This is a genomic window from Polyangium sorediatum, assembly GCF_029946465.1.
In the GTDB taxonomy this organism is placed as follows: domain Bacteria; phylum Myxococcota_A; class Polyangia; order Polyangiales; family Polyangiaceae; genus Polyangium; species Polyangium fumosum.
The window spans coordinates 26,740-48,313 of the sequence record NZ_JARZHI010000043.1 but is presented as its reverse complement, the minus strand read 5'-3'; the positions used below and the strand labels follow the sequence as shown (position 1 = coordinate 48,313).

Below are 21,574 nucleotides of genomic sequence, written 5' to 3'. Positions count from 1 at the left end.
CGCGCCTCCTCGCCGCCCTACCCCCCCGCCGCGGGCCTACGTGGCCCGGCGAAGAGAAAGGCCTCGAGCAGCTCCTCCACCCGATCAAACGCCAGCGCGAGCGCCTTCGGATCCCGCGCCTCGGGCGGGAGCGCGAGCGCGTCGCGAATGGGCTTCACGAAGGGCGCGAGCACGTGCGGAGGCACGACGCCCGCGGCGCCCGCCTCGACGGCCGCGAGCAGGGCCGCCGCGTCCGGTGGAGGCGGCGAACGGGGCGCGGCCTCGACCTCGATCCGGGGAGGCGGCGGGGGCGTGGACGGACGCCGCCCGCTCGCTCGCCATCGTGCGAGCAGCGAGGACTGCGGATCACTCTCCTTGCCTCCGGCCGCCATTCCCTCGGCACTTCACCACAGAAGGCTGACGAGGGCAAAAACCGCGTGAAAACCTGCCGCGACGCCCAGGGCGAGCAGCCCGTACCGCAGCGCGGGCCGGGCCCGGACCGTGGGGGCCGCCCCTGTCTTCACCGGGGCCTCGCTCCGCGGCAGGCACCGCGCGAGCTTCTCCTTCCAGGCGCGGATCTCCTGGGGTTCGTCGAAATGACGGCCCACGAAACCACACGCCAGGCAATGCAAGTACGTCGCGACCACGAGCGGCTCGGGCTTGCTCTCGGGCGTGAGGAGCGCCGCGCGCTCGAAGAACTCGTCGCCGCCCTCCGTCTCGCCGAGCAGATCCCATTGAAGCAGCGGCCACGGCGGGCTCTCGGGATCTCCCTCGCGCGCGAGCCGCGTCTGCACACGTTCGTCGAGGAAAACGACGAGCGGGACGAGGACCCCCTCCAGGGTGCTCGGCGAGACCACCTTGTCGAGCTTCGCGTCGAGATCGTCGAGCCTCTTCCGGAGCTTCGCCCGGAGCGCCTCGACGTCGCGTGTCTTGTTGTTTCGCACGGCCGTGTCGAGGATCCGCCCGGTATCCTCGATACAGGCGACGATCTCCGCGAAGGCGCGGGGTTCGAGCGTGCCCGTCGCGCTCATGCCTTCGTCCCTCCGGAGAGCGCGCGCTGGCCCGCCATCGGGCGCGTCGTGATCTCCACGTCCACGGGCTCCTCCGTCCACGCGTCGAGGAGCGCGGCGATCTGCGCCGAGAGCCGACGCACGAGCGGCGCCTCTTCGGGCGTCCTTTGCCGCACCGCGAGCCGATACACGCGCCGAATGCCTCCCGCGCGCCGGGCCGGATCCGGCGCCTCGCGCGAATCGAGCTCGTCGACGAGCGTGGCAAACCCTCGATACGCCCCCTCCCCGCTCGCGCCGAGGATCTCCAGCATTCCCACGAGATCCCGCCGCCCGAGCGCCGGTCGCATGCGGAGCGACAACACGTCGAGGCACCGCGCCGGATCCTGCGCGAGCGGGCTCTCCGCGGGCGCGCGCATGCTGCCCACGAGCCGGAACGAGACCCCCGGCAAATGCCGCGTCTGCAAGCCGAGCGCGAGCTTGCCCGGCGACGCCGACCAGAGCACCGGCTGCGAAAAACGGGCCTCCGCGAGCACCTTGCAGGGCTTCTCGAAGGCGCCGTCGATCGAGAGCTTGAGCTCCGTCACCCCGTCGCCTTCTTCGATCTCGTACGTATCGCCGTCCTGCGCGAGCGCCGCCGGCATCAGCGGCACGAGCCCACGATCCGTCGCCTTGTAGACCCCGCGCACCCCCGCGGGCTCGACGCCTTCGAGCAGCGGCGAGGGCGAACGCACGGGCGCCGTCGTCCGCGTGCCGTCCCAGAGGATCGGCTCGGCGAAATCGACCCACGCGTTCTCCACGGGAACGACGTGCAGGCGAAACGTATCATTCGAGATCGACAAACTCGTGGGGAACTCCTCGTCGAGCTCCAGGAAGAGGTCGAGCGTGTCCCACGGGGCGCGGGTCTGCGGCACCTCGACCTGCACGAAGAGCTCTTGCTCGGGCAGGTGGAAAAACGAGCGAATGCGGGCGAGCGAGCCGCGGTCGTCGCCGTCTTCGAGGGCGCTCGCGCGCGGGGCGCCGAACGAAGCACGACAGGGGATCTCGGGCCCGTCCGTGCCGGCGACGGCGAAGGCGCGCGTGAGGTGGCGGGAGAGCGCGTCGTGCAGCGCCAGGGACGCGCGGTAATCGTCGAGGCGCCGCACGTAAAACGAGAGCGTGGCCGCGTTTTTCCAGGAGCGCCGCGCGCGGAGGCGGAGCCGCACGAAGAGCCGTCGGTTCTGCTCGACGAGCCGCGCGCCCGCGACGTCGATCGGCAGGATCGCGAGCGGACGCATCATCGCAAAGAGCCCGACCTTGCCCTCGGCCGACATCGCGCGGAGCAACGTGCCTCGCGGCAGGACCGCGGGCTCGACGCGCTCCTCGCCGACCACGCATTCGACCATCATCGACGCGGGCGCCGGCACGAGCAGCTCGTCGAGCGTGCCGGCGGCGATGCGACGGACGGCCGCGGCCGTCGCGCGCTGGGCGGCGGCGCGTGTCCTCGCCGAAAAAAACGCCTGGGCTTCGAGGATCCGGCGCACGTCGGGATCTTCGGCCCCGAGCGAGAGCGCGCCTTCGGCCTCGCGGCGCGCGGCGAACGCGTCGAGCGCGGAGAGCTCCTCCAGGAAGAGCGAATTCAAGGTCTCGGCCTCTGCCATCGTCCCCTCCTATCCGAGATTCACCAGGCTTCCCTGCACGTTCGTCATGCTGCCCTTGAGGGTCGCAATGCCCGACGATTCGAGGTTCATCATGCCATCGGCCTTGGCCTCGATCATCGCGCCCTTGGCCGAGATCTGGCTCGTCCCTTCGAGCGTGAGCGTCGCCGCCGTGGACAACGTCGCGCCCGCGCTTTCGAGCGTCAACGTATTCGTGCTCGCGCCCGTGAGCCCCACCTTCGATGTCCCCTCGACCGTGACGTTCTGCGCCCCCGAGATCGACACGTTCGCGTCCGAGGAGATCGTCGCGTCCTTCGTGCTCTGCACGGAAAACGTGTCCTGGCTCGTCCAGCTCGACGCCTTCGTGGAGGTCATGGTGATCGTCTCGTCGGCCGTGACCTCGAATTGCTTGCAGGCGATCGCGATCTTCTCCGACGTCTGCGTGATCGTGCTCGTCGCCGAATCACCGGCGACCTTGATCTCGATCTTCGTCCCGTCCATCACGATGGTCTGCGTGATGCTCGCGTCGGCGTTGACCACGGTCACGGTGATCCCCGCGGTCTTGTCCATCTCGATGGTGCAGACCAGCGGCATGACCGATTACCCCCCCGTCTCCTCGACCTTGAGGGTCATCTTGCCCTCCTCCAGCCGGAGGAGCACGGTGTCCTTGTCGTTCGTGCGCAAGACACGCAGGACCGGCTTTTCGTCCTGGTAATCGTGGAGCACGGAGGTGTTGTTCGTCGAGGTCTTCCCGAGGAAGAGGTGCTGCCCCTGCCCGTCCTTGGCCACGCGCGCCTCACTGCGCCAATCGACCATCCGGATGACCGTGGCCTTGCTGAAATCGAGAGCCACGAGCACGCGCTGATTCTTGTACAGCGGCAGATACAGGTTCCCCGCCCCGCTCTCCGGCTCGTACGGCGCGGTGATCTCCTTGTTCTCGAAGAGCGGGATCTTGACCGTGTACTGATCGATCGAGGTGTCCTCGTCCGTCGCGAAATCGTACGTGATGTCGGTGTCTTCCCCGACGGCGCTCACCACCTTGCCTTCGAGGTGACCCGGGAAGCGCGGATCGACGGTGGACGGCAGGCGAACACGCGCCTCACTCTTTTCTTCGAGGCGCGCCGTGCATTCGACGGAGAAACTCGCCGCGGTGTCGCCATAGGTCGGCTCGGACCCGTCCTCGAGGGCGCGCGCTTCGAGCGAAAGGAAAACCACGCGAAAAGGTTCGGTCGCCGCGATCAGGTTCGCGCTGTGTCCGCCCGTCGTGGAGATGTCGAGCAAGCTGCCCGGCGAAACGGCCACCGTGGGAAAACGCCGGAACGAGAGCTCGACCTCGCGCTTGGGCAGGAGGGGCCGCGCGGTCTCCAGGGTGACCCGATCGTCGACGTCTTGCGCGATCGGCGTGCGGAGGAGCGTGTCGCGATAGATGCCCGTGGCCGCATTCGTATTGTCGACGAGCTCCGTCGCCGTGCTCTCCGTGTACGAGTTCAAGACGCGCGGCTTGTGGCGCGGGACCTCGGGGAAAGACGAGGTCATGGAGGAGAGATCGTCGAGCAAGAGCTCCGAAGCCTCCCCGCTCGTGTCCTTCGCCCCCTTGATCGAATACGTGCCCTCGGCGTGGTCGTACGTGAAGACGCCGTTCCGGGAGCGCACGTACCAGATCACGAGATCGTAAAAGCTCGCTCGCGCGGCCGGATCGAGGTGGAAGAAGATCTGCGACGCCGTCGTGGTGATGACGTCCCAATCGTAGGTCAGGCTGATCTTGTCGCCTTTGTGCGCCTCGATGACGTCCTTGAACGTCGTCTCGGTGTAGAGCGCGCAGGGGAAATGCTGCCGCCAGAGCGCCTGCGCCGGGTCCACGAACGTCACGCGGTAGCGCCGGACGAGCACCGCCGGCGCATCCATCACCCGCTGCATCGTCTCCTCGCGCACCGACTTTTCGAGCACGAGGCCGCTCGTCTTGATCTCCGCGTCGTCCGCCTCGGTGTCGGTCTCGAGGTGCCCCGGCTTGATCGAAAGGGAGACCTCGCCGAGATCGGCCTTCACGAAATCCGCGAGCAGCTCGTCGGTGTATTTCCCGCCCCAGGACGCGTCGTCCTGCAGGACGAACTCGACGGAGCCCGAGACGCCCCACGCTTCCAAACGCAAGGAGAAACCCCGCACGTTGCCGCCCGGGATCGTGTGCTCCGTCCCCCCGACCGTGAGCGCCAGCGTGATTTCGAGTTTTTCCTTCAAGGCCCGCCTCCGCCGGCCGAGCCTACCCGCGGCGCACGGAGACGTTCCGGAAGACGCTGTGCAAGAACACGTGGTACGTCACCGGCTGCCCGCCCACGAGCCCCGTGAGCGTGAATCGCACCCAGAGGCCCTGGTCGCGGCCGATCAGGGTGAGCTTCGGTTCGCGCAGCCGCGGCTCGTAGGCCCGCACGACGCCGAGCATCTCGGCGCAGAGCTCGTCGAGCAAGGGCTTCGTCGCGAAATGGCCGTCGTACCGGCCGAGCCCGTACACCTCGACGGCCGAGGCATAACCGCCCTTCGCGTTGAGCGACACCTCGAGGTTGCGCGCGATGCTCTCCAGACGGGGTTCGTGATCGCCCCTGAGCTTGCCGTAGAACGACAACGACGGCCTCCTCCGCGGTCCCTTCTATCACGACCGCCTCCAGGAGAGCAGCACCTGCAAGCCCTCGAGCTCCTTGGGCATCAAGAAACAGATCGCCCGCTCCCGGAGCACAGCCCCCCACTCGCGCGCGTCGTCGCCCGCCGACGAGCCCGCCCCCACGATCCGATAAAAATCCACCGGCCCGCCGAACCGATGCCGGAACGGCGGGTTCGGCGAAGACACGAGGCGCATGCCACGGAGCGCATGCTCGCGCACGAGGCGGAGCCGCCCCGGGCTCGAAAGCACCGTGCCTTCGAGCGGCAGTTTGTCCGCGGTCCGATGCTTGAGGACCACCACGTAAAGCTCGGTCGCGCCGAGCGCCTCCGGCGGGAGATCCCCCGCGACGAGGCGCCCACTTTCGGAGACGAACGAGATCGCCGGCTCCTCGGGCGTGGGGACGCGGGCGCGCGCCGAGATCTCGTCGCACACGACGCCGAAGATACGGGCGACATCGTGGTGGTCGTAAGGAGGCGCCGAGAACGGCGCGGCCCGCTCGTCGAGCAGGCCGAGCTCGAGCGCGAAATTGCGCAAGGCTGAATAGACCGGATACGGGTGCATGTGCACGCCGCGGTCCATGTCGCCGAGCAGCCCGCCGAGCTTGCGGGCCTCGACACGCACGCGAAAGAGCGGCGCCGCGGAGTCCCCGCGCGCCACGGCCTCGAGCGCGAGATCGTCGAGCGCGCCTTCGATTTCGGCGAGCTCCCCGCGCAGGCGCGTGAGGCGCGGCGCGAGGTAAGGCGTGGGGCCGATCCGCACGAGCGGCGGGATGAAATCGGTCGAGAGGCGGAATGGCCCCCCGGTCGTCAGCTCGAAGTGGCCGAGCTCCGCCCGGCCGATGCTGCCTTCGAGGCTCGCCTCGGCCGAGAGCACGACGCGGAGCAAGACACGCGGGATTTCTTTGGGCGAGGGCGGTTCGAGCGCCCCCTCCGCGCTCGCTTCGTCGTCCGGCGGCAGGACGTGGGCGAACACCTCGACGCGGCGCCGCCCGACGGCCTTGAGATCGAGCGGCGCGCTGAGGCGGGCATTGCCGGGCACGTCCACGAGCGCCCCGTCCGGCAGGACGGCCGTGAGGCCCGACACCCAGAGCACGCCATTCTTGGGATCGTCACCGTTCCATTCGAGCCGCGCGATCCCCGTGAGGGGCAAACCGACGAGGCTCGCCCGCAGCGCGGCTTCGGCCGAGAGCGCCTCCTCGAGACCGAGGAAATGCTCGGGGAGCAGGACCTGCCCGATCCGCCATTTCGGCCGTGCCAGCGCCGCCACGGTTCGCCCCGGCTAGCTCTGCGCCAAGCCCCAGAGCTTGGCGAAGTTCTTCCCCTTGCCGACGGCGACCTGCAGCGATTGCGCCGAGGGCTGGGGCTTGATGCCGGTGTTGAACGAGAAGTTGATGGGCGACTGCACCTCGGTCGACGCGTCGTCCGTCACCGAGAGGTTCAGCTCATCGCCCCGCTTCTCCAGGATCCCATTCATGTCGGTCGAGTTCGAGTGGAAGCAGAGGTAATACTCCTTCTGCACCGGATCGTACTCGTAGACCGAGAACTGGAACGTGACCAGCACGTTCGTCATGGAGGTATAAATCAGGAGGGCGATGTTTTGCTTGTTCGTCGCGGAGACCTGCCCGGTCAGATAGACCGCGTCGGTGACGCCCGTCTCCCAGAGGATATCGCGCAGGACCGCGACGACCTTCAGATCCTCCGTCGGGTTCATCGGGTTCTTGCAGGTGAGATCGGCGGTCAGCGCCGTATCCCCGACCTTCAGGGACGTGATGAAACCAACCGCGGTCTGCTTGTCCTTCTTGTAGTTGAAGCCCTGATAAACGTCGAGGACTTTACGAAATTCCGGCATGGCCGTTCATCCTTTCCTAATGCTCGATCCCGTATCAGGGCCCGCCCAGGGCCGCTTCGAGCCGAAGCTCGACGTCCATTCCTTCGAATTGCGCGTGCGGCAGAACCGAGATGATCGACTTGTACCAGCCGAACGCGCCCGGCTTGTCCTCCACGGTCACGCTCACGGCCTTGAACGGATAGAACCGCAAGGTCAGATCGTCGGGATTGACGACCGTCGTGACGTACCCGCCGAGCCAGTTCGCCAGCACCTGCTGGATGTACGGGCCGTCGGCCGTGCTGCCGATGTACTCGCGCATCATGCGCTTGACGAAATGCGCGATGCGCGTGATCGAGAACGAGTACGCGAGGTTCGTGACGAGATGCGCGTTCTTCGTGTTGAGATCCTCGACGAACGAGCGCGGCTTCTTGAGCGACTGCGCGCTGAAGAACGTGGCCACGGCCTCGTTCTTCTTGTGCACGAGCGGAATGAAGCCGTTCGAGGCGAACTGTAGCTCGCGGTAATCGGGGATCGCGATCTCCACGGGCGGCTGCTGTTGTTCGTAGCCGTTCTTCTCGTACGTGTAGACCGTGAGCCCCTCGACGATGCCGCCGCCGCGCGGCCCGCGAATGTGCTGGGCCCAGCCCGATCCCTCGAAGGAGCGGACCATGTTCTTCGCGAAGAGAATGGCCGCATTGCCCCAGAGGAAGTTGCTGGCGTCGTCCGTGCGGCCCGGCAGGACCGTCTCGTTGTAGCCGACGACATTGCCCGGCTCGAGCTTGGACGAATGGCCGAAGGGACGGCGCAGGAGGTACCGCGGCAGGACGAGCCCGAGGTACGCGGCGTAATCGGTGTCGCGCAGCTCGTTGTACCTGCCGAAATGCGGGTGCGTGAGCACCGCGTCGAGGTCGCCGATCTCCGCGACCTCCTGCATCGTCTTGCAGGGCGAGAAGAACGTGGGCGCGACCGATGCGACGAACGGGCAATGCGAGGCGTTCGCGACGCGGCCCATGGCGCGCAGCCAGTCGACGTCCTCCTCCGACGAGTCGAACTCGTAGAGGCCGATCATCGTGGCGAAGGGCTTGCCGCCGTACCGATCGTACTCCTGGATGTAGACCTTGTTGAAGAGGCTACCGCCGAAGATGTCGGTGTCGTGATCGATGACGTCGGCGCCGATCTCGGCCTTGCTGCCGTCGAGGAAATCGATGATGACGTCCTCGCTCTCGACGCCCGACGCGAGGTGGTGGAGCCCGCGCCAGACCGCTTCGGTCGCCTGGAAGTCGTCGTCGTGGAAGACGTCGTCGAGGTGCTTGCCGAGCTTCTCGTCGACCTTCTGCGCGGCGAGCGCGATCGCCTCCACGACGTTCGAATAACTCGCGAAGACGTGCAGCGGTCCGACGTCGTCGCCGCGCGAGAGCGTGAGCTCGTCCGTGCAATTGACGAGCAGCGCCGCGAGGTCGTTCATGAACCGCGCGCCGTCGTTGATGTTGACGTTGCGGTCGTCGAACTTGAGCGGGGCCGTCGCCCCGGAATCGTCAGCGAGGGAGAGCGCGCCGTCCGTCCCGCCGCTCGGCTGCGCCGGCGGCTTGACTTCGCTGATGAGGAGCTTGAGCGCGTCACCTTCTTTGAGGTCGCCCGCGGTCTCGCCGAACGCCCCGAGAAGATCCGCTTTGAGTTCGTCGGCGGTTTTGGGAGTTGTATTGGTGGCAGGCATGATCGCTCCTCGACCTCAGATCTCGAGCACCTTGTAATTGTCTTTCGCCCACTTCTGGAGCTCCTTGAGCCCCTCGGGCGAGGCGAGCGCGCGCTTCATCTGGGCGCGAAGCTCGGGGCGATTGCGCAGCAGGGACTGGAGCTCGAGCAGCATCAGCTTGATGACGCGGAGCCGCTGGAGCTCGGGGATGCTGCTGGCCACGGCGTCCGGCGTGAAATCCTTCATCGACGCGAAGGGCACCGTGCGCTCCGCGCTGACCTTGAGCGGCGTGGTGAGAGGCAGGACGTACACCCGGCCCTTCGACACGTCGTCGTCGTCGCTGTCCTCGGCCTCGGGCTTCGGCACGCTCGCCGCGTCCAGCGCGACCACGCGATTGCGCAAAAGGCCCGTCACGAGGCCGACCTTCTTGCGGGTCGAGGGATCGATCGTATCGCCGGCGACCTCGCCGGAGAACGTGATCGTCGCGCCCTGGACCTCGAGGTTGCCCGCGTCGTCGATCGATTTCACGTCGAGCGTGCCGCCCACGATGAGCTCGCCGTCGACGCGGCTCAGACCGTTCTGCTCCGGCGTGCTCTCGAAATGCCCCTTGCCGGTGAGCGGATACTTGCCGGCTTCCTTGCGGGCGATGGCGCCGCTCGGGACCGTGCAGACGATCCGGTCGAGGGTCACGGTGCCGGGCAGGCTCGATTTGAGGTGCGAGAGCGCCTTCGGCAAATGCCAGGTGGGGACGATCTCGGTGAGGTGATCGTCCACCGTGGCCCCGCGCTTGATCGAGCGAACGTTCCGCTCGGAGAGGGCGGGCAAGAGCCCTGCGGTGCGCTTGGAGCGGCCCTCGAACTCACCCAGGACCAGAACCCGGTAGGGCAGCTTCTCCTGCTGCGGCGTGCCGGTGATGTTGGTCCGGTAGGTGATGGTGAGCCTGGACTTGAAAATCTGGTCCTGGATATACTTGCTCAAGATCGGTTCTCCTTCCCCACCACCTCGTCCGAACGAGGCAAGCGTGCGTTCGCTGTGAATGCGTCGCGCGCCTTTGCCCCCCTCGTGCAGAAAACTTGAGGACCGAACCGTGGGGGCTCGGGGCTTTTACGGTTCCAATCGCGCATAGCGTTCCACGGGCGCGCTCCCCGGGACAAATTTGCCGTCACGTCGGGCGCTCGGGCGGTCGCCCTTCGAAGAGCGTGTGGATCTCGGAAGGCCGCGATTTCGCGAGCGGATCCCAGCCGAGCTCGCCCGGCCCGCGGACGATGAGCTTGCCCGACGCCTCGTGATCGACGAGCAGCACACGCAGGTGCACGGCCGCGCCGGAGAGCGCGGGCAGGACATGATCCAAAAGACGAGCGCGCGCCTCGCGTGTCCACGGCTCATTCGTCCAGGTCCGCGACGCGTCGGTCACCAGAATGGCATCGATCCCGGGCACCGAGACCTCGGCCTCGCCGCCGAGCGCGGAGATGCCGAGCGTCGCCTGCCCAATCCGCGCGTCGGGCGCGGGCAAGCGACGCTCGTGTCCAGCGCGGCGCACCGAGACTTCGAGCTCGGGATAGACCTTGCGAAAGAGCCAGCCGAGCGTGATCGGCGACGAGGGGCGGGCGAGCGTGAATGCCGAGCTGCGCAGGGAACGAGGGCGCGGGACGAGGCGCTCCTGTTCCACGGGCGCGCGCGAATCGGCGTGATCGGTGAGGAGTCGGTGGTCGGCGAGCGCGAGGATGCCTTCGAGCGCGGGACCGGCTTGCGGATGCGCGAAGAGCTCCTGGAAATACGAGGGCAGCGGGGTCGTGACCGCGCGCAGGCCGAGGTTCAGGGTGACGGTGACATGGTCGCCGAAAAACTCGACCGCGCGCACGAGCGTGGGTTCGAACGCGAGCGAGGGGTGACTGCGAAATCGCAAGGTGCGGTCGGGGAAACGCGCGCGGAGCAAGGCCACGAGGGCCGGGAGCTCGAAGGCAGGGGCGGCGCGCGAAATGGCCTCCTCCAGCGCGACGCGGCCTGCGCCGGGCGGGGCGGGGGGCATTTCGGAGGACAGCGGCGCCGGCCCGTCCATGCGTCAGGTCCCGACGAACGCGTCGAGGTCGACCTGATAAAGCTGCTCGAGCGCTTGCCACGCCGGGCCCCCTTCGGCCTCCCAGTGGGGCGCGATGTCGCCGATGTTCGACGAAAGGAGGCGGAAATGAGGGGCGAGCAGGGCGGGCAGGTACACGCGCGGATCGAATCGATCGAGGACGCGGCGCACGTCCTGGGCCACGATCGCGGCCTTGCCCATGTCGCCGCGGCTCACGAGGAGCTCGAAAGCTTCGAGCTTGCGGATGAACTGCTCGAGCGCGGCCGAGACCTCGATCGTACGGGCAGGCGGCGCGCTGGGGTGGAGATTTTCCGACTCGAACAATGGCTCGGGATCGGAGGGCGTGTTCTCCTCGGGCTCGTCCACGGCTTGCGCCTCGATCGTCTCCGGCTCCGCGGGCGTGGGCTCCGCCGGGGGCGGCGGCGGGGGCGGCGGGGGCGGCGGCACGCGCTGGAAGACGCTCTCGCTGCGGGCGCGAAGCGCGGAGAGCTCACGCACGGATTGCGGGGATTCGATCACGGCCGTGATGGCCTTGGTGAGCGCCTCGGCCTCGGCGACGGTCTTCGCCGTCAAATCGCGCGGGATCGACGCGGCCCAGGTCTTCCACGTCGCGTCGCGCTTGGTTTCGTGGAAGTCGATGGACGCTCGAATCCCGCGGAACAGGAGCGTCCAGGCGGAGTCGGCCACGCGCGCCTTGCGCTGGAAGGGCCGGAGCGCGCGGAAGCCTCCTTCGAGGGCGAAACGTGCGGTCGCGAGGATGTCGGGCAAGGCCACCGGGCCCCGCTCGGCGAAGACCCCGAGCAGGAAGGACGCGATGAGCCGGGCGTCGGTCGCGCCGTCCTCGAGGGAGAGCGAGGCACGCTCGGCGGCGGCGCGGAGCTCGCCGCTTTGGGCGAGGCGCAACGCATCGTCCACGGCCGCGGTGGTCGCATCCATGCCGGGGCCGGAGAGGGCGTGCGTGACGAGGTTCGGATCGAACATGACGAAGACCTCGGACCGATCGTATGCCGGGACAGACCCGTCAGGTCCCGAGCATCTGCGCCCGGAGGGCGGTCAGATCACGGAAGACGGGGCTTTCCGCCTTCCGCAGGAGGATGCCCGAGGAGTATTGCCGATGGCACCAGTCGAGGTCCAATTCCTTGCCGACGCGCCGGGGGAAGAGGGGGAAGACGAAGGCCCTGTCCGGGAGGAAGTCCTCGCCGAGATCCTCGCGGATCGTGCGGGAGACGAGGGCGGAGACGTCCTTTTCGGGGACGTCGCTCGCGCCGGTGAAGACGACCAGGAGGAAGGCCCAGCGGGCGCCTGGCTCTCCGGTCGGCACAGGCACGACGGCGGCGCCCACGACGCCGGGCAGCGTGGAGACGCGGGCCGTGACCTCGCTCGCGGGATACACACGCGCGGCGCGGCGCGGGGGGAGGGTCGAGCCATACAGGTACTCGGCGCCGAGGCTCGCCAGAATGAAAAACCCTTCTTTGCCGGGCAGGGGGACGAAGACGCCGGTCGCGCCGACGGCGGGTTCACCGCTGCCGCCGGCGTCGAGCAGGAGGTACGGACGGCCGGGCGCGGGCAAAGCGCGGGCATTGCTGCTGCCGGGACGGCGGGTGGAAAAGAGCAGGCAGCCGCCGCTGGCCGCGTCGACGAGGACGTTGCTCACCGGGACGCGTGCCAGATCGTTTTTCTTGACGAATTCGTTGTGACCTATCCAGTCGAGCGGCTCGTCGACGCTGCGGAAGACGTGGCGGAGGCGCGCGAGGTGGGCAGGTTTGCGTCGAAGATGGGCCGCGACCGCCGGGGCCACGCCGAACACGGTGATCGGCGATTGTTCGAGGAGGGTCGGGTCTTCTTCAAGGTCGGTCTTTCGCAGGTGGACGAACGTCGCGCCCGCGAGCCAGGTCGAGAGGAGCAAGGCCGGCATGTGTTGCTGCATCGGGAAATCCGGCGCCGCGAGGGCGTCGCCGGGGCCGATGCGATAAGCGAACACGGCGTCCCGCAAGGCATCTTCGAGGGCACGCGCGGCGGGAAGATCGACGGGAACGAGCAAGGGCGCGCGCAGCGGAGAGAAGAGCCGGGCGCAGGGTTCGTCGGGCGCATACGCATACGGCGGCGCGCGCAGGGCCGGGCCATTCTCGACGAGGGGCAACACGAGCGCGTCGAAATCGCCGAGCGGCGGCGGATCCTCGGGATCGACGACGACGTGCGCGGGCCCGAGCGCTTCGAGGCGCGCGGCGAGCGCGTGGGGGCCCGCGGGTTCGAGGACGGAGACGCAAAGGCCGAGGCGCAGCGCCGCGGCGAGGGCCACGACGAAGGCGGGTCCAAGGGGCAGGACGAGGGCGATCGGCGCGCCGGCTTTGGCGCCGCGTTGCGCCCAGGCAGCCGCGCACGCGGAGGCGCGGGCGTCGAGCGCGGCGTACGAAAGCGAGCGCGCCGTGGAACGTTCATACCAGACAAGCGCCGGCCGGTTCGCAGCGACGTGGCGCAGGACGGCATCGTGGTAGAGGTCCTGCGGTTTTCCTGGGCGGCTCCGGAGCGGCGGGCCTTTTTCGCGGACGAATTCGAAGAGGGCGGACCAGAAGGAATCCGGGGTCTCCGCGCTCGCGGCGAGCCAGTCGAGCGAGGGCACGTCGTCCTCGCGCGAGAGGTCGAGGCTCTGGACGAGGGCGGGGATCTCCATAACGCGCCCGGGCAGACGAGCAGGGCGCATGCAGCGGGGCAAGTTTTCCGCATCGCCGGGGTGCGCTTTCGCCAGCGATTTGGCCCTGCCCTCGGGACGCCTGGTACCCTCGTCCCGCCGGAGGGGGAAACCCGCCCTGCAAGGCCCGATGCTGGTCACCATTCGCATTCGAACCATGCGCGACGAGGGAAGGACCGCGCTCTGCGAGCTCACGCTGGACCGCCGGCAGAGCTTCTCGGCGCTCGCCGAATCCCTCTTCGCGCAATGGGAGATCGAGACCGCCGGGCCGCGGCTCGACCCGGAAGATCGCACGGGCCTTTTGCGCAAGCTCGAGAGCTGGCTCGTCACGCACCGGCACGATCTGCGCTTCGGACAGGCGCCGATCTTCGAATACACGTGCCTGCGCCCGCCCGCGCCCCCGAAGCGGCCACGCCCCCTGCCCCGCCCCGCCGAGGCGCCCCCTTCCCTGCCCGTCGACGAGAACGGCGAGGACGGGGCCCTGAAACGCATCGAGGCCCAGATCGATTGGCAAGGAGGTTAGGCCATGAGCGGGGTCAAATCGCTGCGCATTCGGCCGAGCAAGAGGGACGAAGAAGCCCTGCGGCGGGCTGCGGCCGAACGAGCGAACCAGGCGCGTGAGGAGGCCTCGAAGCTCCCGGCCTCGAAGGCTTTGCCGCCGGCCCTTTCGCCGAGAACGGCGACCGTGGAGGCGTGCCTCGGGCGCGTCGAGCGGGCGCTCGTGCTCTTGTCGGCGTGTGTGGCGCTCGGCATCACGCTCGATCGCGAGGCGGAGCAGGCGCGCGCCGCGCTCGTCGAATTCACGCGCCAGCCGGACGGGGCACGGATCGGGGCCGTGGATGCGCACGTGGCGCGGGTCTCGCCGCGCATGCTGGAAGAGGCCCTTGCAGCCCGGCAAGAGGCGCTCGCGCGGGCGCTCGCCGTGCTGGAGGCGCCTGCATGGCAGCGGCAACTCGAAGCGTTTCGCCCCGGGCTCGCGGCCGATCTCCGAGGTTTGGCAGGACGTAGGGTGCAAGAAGGCCCGGCGCATGTCGCGGCCCTGCTCGGCGAGCTCGACGCGCTGCTCGCGGCGCGGGCACGGGCGCGGGTCGTGTCGCTCTGCGAGGGCGGCGTCGCGGCGGGGCTCCGGGCCTCGGAGGTTCGATTCGAAGCACGCGAAGGCGCGTTCGTCACCGAGCTCTCCGACGATCACGGCGTCTTCGCGCGGATCGCCGAGCACCTCGTGTCGTGGGCCGCGCTCCCGGAGATCGACGCGATCGAAATGCGCGGGCCCACCGAGTGGGACGGCCCGGCGTGTGTGCACGGCGGTTATGCGGACGTGCTCGGGGCGCTGCGCGCGCAAGGCGTCGAGGCGGAGCTCTACGGCGAGGACGGGCGCGCGTTGTGGCCCGCGGGCGGCGACGGGGCAGGCGGCGCGGAGGTGGTCCTGCAAAACACGGCGGTGATGGGGAGGTTCCGTTCGTCGTGACGGACCTCCTGCTCAACCTCGCCGACGCCGTCGCGCCGTCCCACGCGAATGGGCCCGGCGCGCGCGCGGTCCTCTGGGCGCAGGGCTGCTCGCTCCGGTGCCGGGGGTGTCACAACCCGCAAACGTGGGCGCCAGCGCCGCGGCGAGTTTGCACGGCCCACGCGGCGGCGTCCTGGGTGCGCTCCTTTCGGGGCTTGCGCGGGGTGACGTTGAGCGGCGGTGAGCCTTTCGAGCAAGCGCTCGGCTTCGCGGCGCTCTGCCGCGTGCTTCGGGCCGAGGGGGCGGACGTCATCGCCTTTTCGGGTTTTTCTCGCGAAGAGATCGAAGGAGGCGTGCGACCTCACGCAAGGGCGCTGCTCGCCGAGGTCGATCTGCTGATCGACGGCCGCTACGAGGCCGACCTCGCGGCGCGGCTGCCCTTGCGCGGCTCGTCGAACCAGCGTTTGCATTTCCTGACGAACCGGATTCGACCCGCCGAAATCGAGGGGTTGCCCGCGGTGGAGTGGATCGGCAAGGGCGAGCGGGCGCGCGTGACGGGGTTCGCCCTCCGCGCCCTCGGACCACGAACCGCCGAGGGGCGCGCATGAGCGGGAGCCCCGCGCCGGATCGGGAGCGCGAGCCGGCGATCCTGCTGCTCGGCTGGCGTCGGTCCGGAAAGACCCGGACGCGGATGCGGTGGAGCCAGTACGCCCGCATGGCGGCCGTGACGCCCGAGGGGATCGGGCCTCCGCGCGTGGAGACGGGGGCCCATCCAGCGCCGACGGCGGCGGTGACGGAGCATCGGATCGAAATCGGCGAGCGCGCGGTGCGGGTGATCGACGTGCCGGGAGCGATCGTGGACGCGGCGCGGGACGAGGCCGGCGCGCTGCGGGATGCGCTGGAGCCGCGGGTCGGTCGCATCGGAGGCATCGTCCTTTGCGTGGCTCCGCCCGTGCCACCACGCAGAAAAGGTTTGGTCCCGGGGCACGTGCACCCCTCGCTCGTGCCTGCCTATGGCGACCTGTTCCCGGCCGGTGAAACGATGGCCGAGCCCGCGGCGGCGCAGGTCGAGGAGGTGCGCGCGCGGATCGACGCCGTGATGGCGTTCGTGGAGCAATTCGCGGGACGAATGGGCAAGGACGCGCGCGACGTGCCCATTGACGTGCAGATCAATTTCGCCGATCTCGTCGCGCTCGGGAGCACGGACGACGAGGACGCGGCGGCGCGGGATCGGCTCTTCGCGCGGTATGGTCGCATGCTGCCGGCCGATCGGGGGGCCTTCACGAACCCCGCGCACATCGAGGCGCGGCGCGCGGAAGCGGCGGCGGTGGACGCCGACGTGTCCGCCCTCGCGACGGACATCGCGGACTTCATGCGGGCGCGATGGCCCGGACATGATCTCTGGTTTTCGGTGGCCGCGAACGTGGAGGATCCCCTCGGACACCGGAGCGCGGCGGCGGGGCTCGTGTATCTCGTCGACCGGACGCTCGGGGAAGAGGCGCTCGCGGAGGCGCGCGCAAAACGCGAGGAGGCGCGGCGCGTGGAAGTGGCGCGGCGTTTGGAGGCGCGGCGAGCGCTGCTCCGGCGGTTTCGACCCGCGCTCGTGGGCGTGCCCGTGCTGATCCTCCTCCTGCTGGCCGCGAGCACGGTGACCTGGGGAAGCCGCACGGAAACAGCCGCGCCTTTGCTGGTTCGCCGCGTGCGGTGGTACGCTCAATCCCATCTAGCCACGGAGGGTCCTGGGCATGGCCCCGGCCCCCGCGCAGCTCGGACGCGATCGCCATGAGCCTGAAACAACGCGTCATCCAGGCGTGTTATCCCGCCAATCGTATCCCGGCGCCGATGCTGGCGCAGGCCTTCTTCCGGCCGCACGCGACGAAACCGCCGCACGCGGCCAAGGCCGTCCAGCGCAGCACGACCTCCCTGCCCCCGCACCCGGCCACGGTGGCGCAACGAAAACACGCGGCCTCTCGGCCCGTCGAACGTCCGCCGCACGCCGCGACGCGCGTCGCCCCGTTGCAAAGGCGTGCCGCCGACGAACCCGCTGCCATCGGCCCGGCGCAGCCCTCGGGCGTGCATGCCTTCCAGCCGCCGGCGGGCTTCCTCGAAAACAAACCGGCGCGGGATGGGCAGCCGCTCCCGCCGTCGGTGCTGCGAAAAATGGAGACCTTCTTCGAATCGGACTTCTCCGACGTGCGGGTCCACGTGGGCGGAGAGGCGGCGTCGATCGGGGCGATCGCGTTCACGCTGGGCACCGACATCCATTTCGCGCCCGGGTTTTACGAGCCACACACCTCGCGAGGGCAGGAGCTGCTCGGGCACGAGCTGACGCACGTGGTGCAGCAGCGCGAGGGGCGGGTGGCGAACCCGCTGGGCGACGGGATCGCGGTGGTGCAGGATTTCGAGCTGGAGGCGGAGGCGGATCGGATGGGCCGGGCGGTGGCCACGGGGCAAGCGAAGATGGCCGCGCATGCGCGCCCGTTGCCCGCCTTCGGGCCACCGGCGCACCACGTCGGGCCGCTGCAAATGCGGGCGGCGCAGGCGAAGGGCGCGGGATACCGGCTCATCTTCGGGACGTACATGCACGAGAACACGAGCCTCCCGGAGCCGCTCGCCGGCCATAGCTTCGTCGCGCTCGAAGAACCGACGGGAGAGCGGCACGCCTGGGGTTTTTCCCCCGAGAATTACGGCGCTTATGATCCACACCAGGACCTCGGCAAGCTCATGTCGGGTGTCCCCGGCGTGGTGCACGACGACAGGACGGCCTTCGAGAAGCCCGGGGTGCGGCTCAAGGAGTATCCCATCGACGCGGGGCAGGCGCAGGCGGCGATGGCGAAGGTCGCCGAGTATCAGTCGGGGCGACACCGGTTCAACCTGCAATCGAAGCAATGCTCGGCCTTCGCGCTCGACGTGCTCCGCGCGGCCGACGTGAAGACGCCGGTGAGCGGATCCGTGCGCGGACCACGCGACGTGTACGAGAAGCTGCGGTAACGTTCTCCGAGGGAACGACGCGGAGGAGGCGGCGATGGCGAACGGCGAGGGCGAGGGGAAAAAGCAGCGGGCGCCGCATCCGGCGACGGTGCAGCGGAAGACGACGACGGCGCAGCCCGGAAAACGGCCGAGCAGGCCGCCACATGCGGCCACGGCGCAACGAAAGGCGTCCACGCCCGGCGGCGCGCGCAAGGAGCGGCCGCCGCACGCGGCCACGGTGCAACGAAAGGCGTCCACGCCCGGCGGCGCGCGCAAGGAGCGGCCGCCGCATGCGGCCACGGTGGCGCGGACGAGCGGCGCCGGCGCCGCGCAACGGCTGGCAGCGCCCGGAAAGACCGGCGCGGTCACGCTGGCGTCCGGCTCTGCGCTTTATCACACGACGAATTATGCCGGGCTCAACGTCCTTCTGCGCGCGGGGATCGGGGCTGGCGTGAACGGGCGGACGGGCTCGGTGTTCCCCACGTCGACCGCGCTCGACGCCGGGCGCGCGGGCTCGGGCGGGCCGGCGGCGGTGCTGGAGCTGCGGACGACGCGCGCCTTGCAAGGCGGTCGTGACGCGCCGGCGCAGCCGAAGACCGCGGCCCGGGCCGAGCCCGCGGAGGAAGACACGCCGCCCGATTTCGCCGTGGATCGCCGCGGCTCGCGCGGGGTGCAATGCAAGCTGCATCCTCGGGCGCTCGACGCCCTCGAACCCGTGGCCGTGCACCTGCGCGACGCGCGTGGCGCCTGGGCGCGCTTCACGGTCGCGCAGTACCGCGAGATGTCGGGCGGGGGCTGAACCGAGCGGCATCTTCACGCGCAGGTCGGGGGGTCACGGGGGGTCACGGGGGGTCACGGGGGGTCCATCAGACCCAGGCTCTCGATCATCGGATTCGAGAACATCCACCGCGCTTCGGGTGTGGTGAGGAATGCCCTGCGCGCAGCGAGCCAGCGATCGAGGCGCGGGCCGAACGCCTGCCGCACCCACGCGCCGTTCACCGGCAGCCCCTGGCCCCAGTGGTAGGCGTGAGGAATGTCGGACCGCGCAAACAGATCGAAAATCATCGCGTGCGCTTCGCTCGCCGTCCTCGAGCCGAGCCCCGGCAGCTCGAGGGTGCAGGTGATGTCTTCGAATCGCGTGAACGCCAGCAGGGCGCTCGATGCCTTCACGTACCGCAGCGCGATCGGCGCGCCGAAGGCCTTCCGCGCCGTGACTTGCAGGATCAAATCGACGGCGTCCGCGGCCCGCGCGCGCGGCACGCCGATCTCGAGGCTGATGCCGCGGCCGGTGCGCTCCGTGTCACCGAAATGCTGGCTGCACGTGCCGAGAACCCCCCGGCCGTGGGTGGGCGCGACGATCGACTCCATCTGATGCTGAAGCGCCGCGCCCATGACCAGCGCTGAAAAACCTTCGGAGATCACGCTGATGCATCCGATGAGCTCCCCGGAGTTCAGCGTCGTCCCGTCGGGCCTGCTGCTGTGCGGCAGCGCGCCGGAGGGCGGGACGGGGCGCTGGTAGAGGACACGCACGAACGCGCCCTTCTGGCCTGCGCCGAGGCGATAGGGATTCAGCACGATCTCGAAGTGGTAGGGTCTCTCCGTCGAGGGGAGACCAAGCGCCTTCGCCGTCGTCTCCCAATCCTCGAGGGGTAGCGTCAGGGCCGCCTTGATGGCGGCGTCGAAATCGCGCTGGTACACGAACCTCTCGAGGAGGTACATCGGCGCCACCTCGAGCAGAACGCCGTGTATCAGGCCGAAGCAGCCAAACCCGACGAGGGCCGCGTCGAACAGATCGTCGTCGCGCCGGAGGGTCGAGCTGAGCGACGCGCAAAACGTCTGCGAGACGATCGGCGGACCGCTCTCGCGCTCGATCCAGAACGACTTGCCGTCCTGGCCGATGACGTGGAGCCCCTTGACATAGTCTTGCATGGCGCCCACGCCGTACGCGGACCCATGGGTGCCCGTGGAGATGGCGCCGATGATCGTCTGACCATTGCTGGCACCACACGTCGGGAGGGACAAGCGACGCGACTCCAGCCAGCCGTGAAGCGTGCTGATCCGGGTGCCCGCCTGCGCGAGGACGAGCCGGCCTGGATCGACCGTCGTATTCGGGTCGAGCATCCACGGAATCGTCCTGCGGTTCTCATCCACGAACACGAGGCCGTCCAAGAGATTGGAGGTGTTGACGAGGTCTTCGTCGATGAACGCGACGTTGTTCAGCGACCAGCCGCCGCCGAAGGCGCGCACGCGCTTCCTCCTGTCCCTGGCCTCGATCACGATCCGCTGCAAAGCGCGCATGCCAATGAGACCGCTCCACCATGGCACCTTGACGCTCGCCTCCGTCCACGCGTTCGAGGGCGTGAGTTGCCGCTCCACCCTGCCGCCCACGTCCAGCGAGTTGTGCCAGTTGCTCCACGAAGTGTCGTAACGGACGTCGACCCTCGGCACCCCGTGGACGCGCGCAGCGAGCTCGTCCTCGCCCGAGGAGCCCGAGGCCAGGGGCTCGAACTCGTCTGGCAAGCCGGGCACGTTCCGCTTCCGCGGCGTCGGCTTCACGTCGAGCGGTAGCTCCAGCAGGTTCGTCGGAGCCTCGGCCGGCGGAAATGTGGGCTGATGGATAGGTGCTGTTGTCATCGTCTTCTCCCTTCCGGCGGAGGAGGCGGAGGAGGCTTGACGGGCGGCACCGAGATGGTCCCCGCCGTGCTGCAATAGATCGTCACGTGCTCGGGGACGGCCATTCCCAGCGTCAAGAACATCAACAATGCAGAGCCGACGCTGAAGGCCGTGTCGACACGACCGACGGGACGGCCGCCGCAGATCGGGATCTGGTTGCTACACGGTCGAGCAGTCCCGTCGCCCGCACAATCCGTCGGGGCCCATTTGTCCTGGAGCAGCCCCCATACGTAGGACCAGCGCGTCGCGGAGCGCGGATTGTACGCATCGACGGGGACGTCGGTCAGCCCCGGATCGCCGCGGGCCTGCCACGAGTAGCGGTAACACCCCGACGAGCCTCCGAGGAGCGAGCCCAGCACGACGCTCACGATGACCGCTCTCGCTCTCTTCATAGGTCTCCTCGATGCCGGCGGCACGCTCGAGCTCGATCGGCGCCTCCTCGACGTTCGTGCCGTCCTTGGGTACATCGGCCTGAACACGAGCCGTGCTGCTGCTTTCGCTCACGCCGGGGCCAACCAAGCATCATGCATGCCTCGACGCACACGGCTGTCTTCCGCAAAGGCGAGCAAGTGTTCCGCAAGGGCGGGTCGGCGTTCCGCAAGGGCGGATCGACGTTCCATGACGGCGGATCGACGTTCCGCGACGGCGGGTCGACGTTCCGCGACGGCGGGGCGGCGTTCCGCGACGGCGGGGCGACGTTCCGCGACGGCGGGTCGGCGTTCCGCGACGGCGGGGCGACGTTCCGCGACGGCGGGTCGGCGTTCCACGACGGCGGGGCGGCGTTCCGCGACGGCGGGGCGGCGTTCCGCGACGGCGGGGCGGTGTTCCGCGAGCGCGGGGCGGTGTTCCGCCAGGGCACCCCAAGTGTCCGGACAATTCCGGACAATTCTGGACAATTCCGGACATGTTCCCCGTTCCGCCG

General features: G+C 69.1%; 21 protein-coding genes. 6 read left to right on the top strand and 15 right to left on the bottom strand.

Going from position 1 to position 21,574, the window contains the following annotated elements:
• Positions 1 to 17: 17 nt before the first annotated feature.
• From QHF89_RS33840 to QHF89_RS33780, 13 genes are all read right to left on the bottom strand, one after another.
• Positions 18 to 371 carry a hypothetical protein gene (locus QHF89_RS33840; RefSeq protein ID WP_136971747.1) on the bottom strand — a complete coding sequence of 118 codons (354 nt, stop codon included), beginning with the start codon at positions 369 to 371 and terminating at the stop codon, positions 18 to 20.
• A gap of 12 nt (positions 372 to 383) precedes the next feature.
• Positions 384 to 1,010 (bottom strand): DotU family type IV/VI secretion system protein, encoded by a 627-nt coding sequence (locus QHF89_RS33835; RefSeq protein ID WP_136971748.1) that lies wholly within the window; start codon positions 1,008 to 1,010, stop codon positions 384 to 386.
• Positions 1,007 to 2,626: a type VI secretion system baseplate subunit TssF gene (locus tag QHF89_RS33830; RefSeq protein WP_136971749.1), complete on the bottom strand. Its 1,620-nt coding sequence runs from the start codon at positions 2,624 to 2,626 to the stop codon at positions 1,007 to 1,009. Before QHF89_RS33830 ends, QHF89_RS33835 begins: the two co-directional genes overlap by 4 nt.
• Positions 2,627 to 2,635: 9 nt before the next feature.
• Positions 2,636 to 3,217: a hypothetical protein gene (locus QHF89_RS33825; RefSeq protein WP_136971750.1), complete on the bottom strand. Its 582-nt coding sequence runs from the start codon at positions 3,215 to 3,217 to the stop codon at positions 2,636 to 2,638.
• A gap of 6 nt (positions 3,218 to 3,223) precedes the next feature.
• The gene (locus QHF89_RS33820; protein WP_136971751.1) at positions 3,224 to 4,858 is read right to left on the bottom strand and encodes a hypothetical protein; all 1,635 of its coding nucleotides are present in this window, start codon (positions 4,856 to 4,858) and stop codon (positions 3,224 to 3,226) included.
• 22 nt (positions 4,859 to 4,880) lie between these two features.
• Positions 4,881 to 5,240, bottom strand: coding sequence for a GPW/gp25 family protein (locus tag QHF89_RS33815; protein WP_136932170.1), 360 nt, complete (start codon positions 5,238 to 5,240; stop codon positions 4,881 to 4,883).
• A gap of 27 nt (positions 5,241 to 5,267) precedes the next feature.
• Positions 5,268 to 6,542 carry a type VI secretion system baseplate subunit TssK gene (tssK, locus tag QHF89_RS33810; protein ID WP_136971752.1) on the bottom strand — a complete coding sequence of 425 codons (1,275 nt, stop codon included), beginning with the start codon at positions 6,540 to 6,542 and terminating at the stop codon, positions 5,268 to 5,270.
• A 12-nt stretch (positions 6,543 to 6,554) separates the two neighbouring features.
• On the bottom strand, positions 6,555 to 7,124 hold the full coding sequence (locus QHF89_RS33805) for a hypothetical protein (RefSeq protein ID WP_136971753.1): 570 nt from the start codon (positions 7,122 to 7,124) through the stop codon (positions 6,555 to 6,557).
• Between the two features lie 34 nt (positions 7,125 to 7,158).
• The gene (gene tssC / locus QHF89_RS33800) at positions 7,159 to 8,817 is read right to left on the bottom strand and encodes a type VI secretion system contractile sheath large subunit (RefSeq protein WP_136971754.1); all 1,659 of its coding nucleotides are present in this window, start codon (positions 8,815 to 8,817) and stop codon (positions 7,159 to 7,161) included.
• A gap of 15 nt (positions 8,818 to 8,832) precedes the next feature.
• A complete protein-coding gene (locus QHF89_RS33795) occupies positions 8,833 to 9,774 on the bottom strand; it encodes a type VI secretion system contractile sheath small subunit (RefSeq protein ID WP_136971755.1) in 942 nt (313 codons plus the stop codon).
• Between the two features lie 184 nt (positions 9,775 to 9,958).
• Positions 9,959 to 10,825, bottom strand: a complete 867-nt coding sequence (locus QHF89_RS33790; protein ID WP_284721259.1) for a type VI secretion system baseplate subunit TssG — start codon at positions 10,823 to 10,825, stop codon at positions 9,959 to 9,961.
• Between the two features lie 33 nt (positions 10,826 to 10,858).
• Positions 10,859 to 11,854 carry a type VI secretion system protein IglI family protein gene (locus tag QHF89_RS33785; RefSeq protein WP_136971757.1) on the bottom strand — a complete coding sequence of 332 codons (996 nt, stop codon included), beginning with the start codon at positions 11,852 to 11,854 and terminating at the stop codon, positions 10,859 to 10,861.
• A 40-nt stretch (positions 11,855 to 11,894) separates the two neighbouring features.
• Positions 11,895 to 13,544 (bottom strand): AMP-binding protein, encoded by a 1,650-nt coding sequence (locus QHF89_RS33780; RefSeq protein WP_284721258.1) that lies wholly within the window; start codon positions 13,542 to 13,544, stop codon positions 11,895 to 11,897.
• A gap of 175 nt (positions 13,545 to 13,719) precedes the next feature.
• Between QHF89_RS33780 and QHF89_RS33775 the strand changes: the two genes are divergently transcribed.
• The 6 genes from QHF89_RS33775 to QHF89_RS33750 are packed head-to-tail and all read left to right on the top strand — an operon-like array spanning position 13,720 to position 18,778.
• A complete protein-coding gene (locus QHF89_RS33775; RefSeq protein ID WP_284721257.1) occupies positions 13,720 to 14,085 on the top strand; it encodes a hypothetical protein in 366 nt (121 codons plus the stop codon).
• Positions 14,086 to 14,088: 3 nt separating this feature from the next.
• The gene (locus tag QHF89_RS33770; protein WP_284721256.1) at positions 14,089 to 15,030 is read left to right on the top strand and encodes a hypothetical protein; all 942 of its coding nucleotides are present in this window, start codon (positions 14,089 to 14,091) and stop codon (positions 15,028 to 15,030) included.
• A complete protein-coding gene (locus QHF89_RS33765) occupies positions 15,027 to 15,617 on the top strand; it encodes a 4Fe-4S single cluster domain-containing protein (RefSeq protein ID WP_284721255.1) in 591 nt (196 codons plus the stop codon). Before QHF89_RS33770 ends, QHF89_RS33765 begins: the two co-directional genes overlap by 4 nt.
• The gene (locus tag QHF89_RS33760) at positions 15,614 to 16,795 is read left to right on the top strand and encodes a hypothetical protein (protein WP_136971760.1); all 1,182 of its coding nucleotides are present in this window, start codon (positions 15,614 to 15,616) and stop codon (positions 16,793 to 16,795) included. Before QHF89_RS33765 ends, QHF89_RS33760 begins: the two co-directional genes overlap by 4 nt.
• Positions 16,792 to 18,000, top strand: coding sequence for an eCIS core domain-containing protein (locus QHF89_RS33755; protein WP_284721254.1), 1,209 nt, complete (start codon positions 16,792 to 16,794; stop codon positions 17,998 to 18,000). The genes QHF89_RS33760 and QHF89_RS33755 overlap by 4 nt, the downstream gene beginning before the upstream one ends.
• A 34-nt stretch (positions 18,001 to 18,034) precedes the next feature.
• On the top strand, positions 18,035 to 18,778 hold the full coding sequence (locus tag QHF89_RS33750) for a hypothetical protein (protein WP_136971761.1): 744 nt from the start codon (positions 18,035 to 18,037) through the stop codon (positions 18,776 to 18,778).
• A 53-nt stretch (positions 18,779 to 18,831) separates the two neighbouring features.
• Here the strand turns inward: QHF89_RS33750 and QHF89_RS33745 are convergent, their stop codons facing one another.
• Together QHF89_RS33745 and QHF89_RS33740 are read right to left on the bottom strand one after the other, a co-directional pair.
• The gene (locus QHF89_RS33745) at positions 18,832 to 20,613 is read right to left on the bottom strand and encodes an FAD-binding protein (RefSeq protein ID WP_136971762.1); all 1,782 of its coding nucleotides are present in this window, start codon (positions 20,611 to 20,613) and stop codon (positions 18,832 to 18,834) included.
• Complete coding sequence (locus tag QHF89_RS33740) at positions 20,610 to 21,044, bottom strand: hypothetical protein (RefSeq protein ID WP_136971763.1); 435 nt, start codon at positions 21,042 to 21,044, stop codon at positions 20,610 to 20,612. The genes QHF89_RS33745 and QHF89_RS33740 overlap by 4 nt, the downstream gene beginning before the upstream one ends.
• Between the last annotated feature and the right edge of the window lie 530 nt (positions 21,045 to 21,574).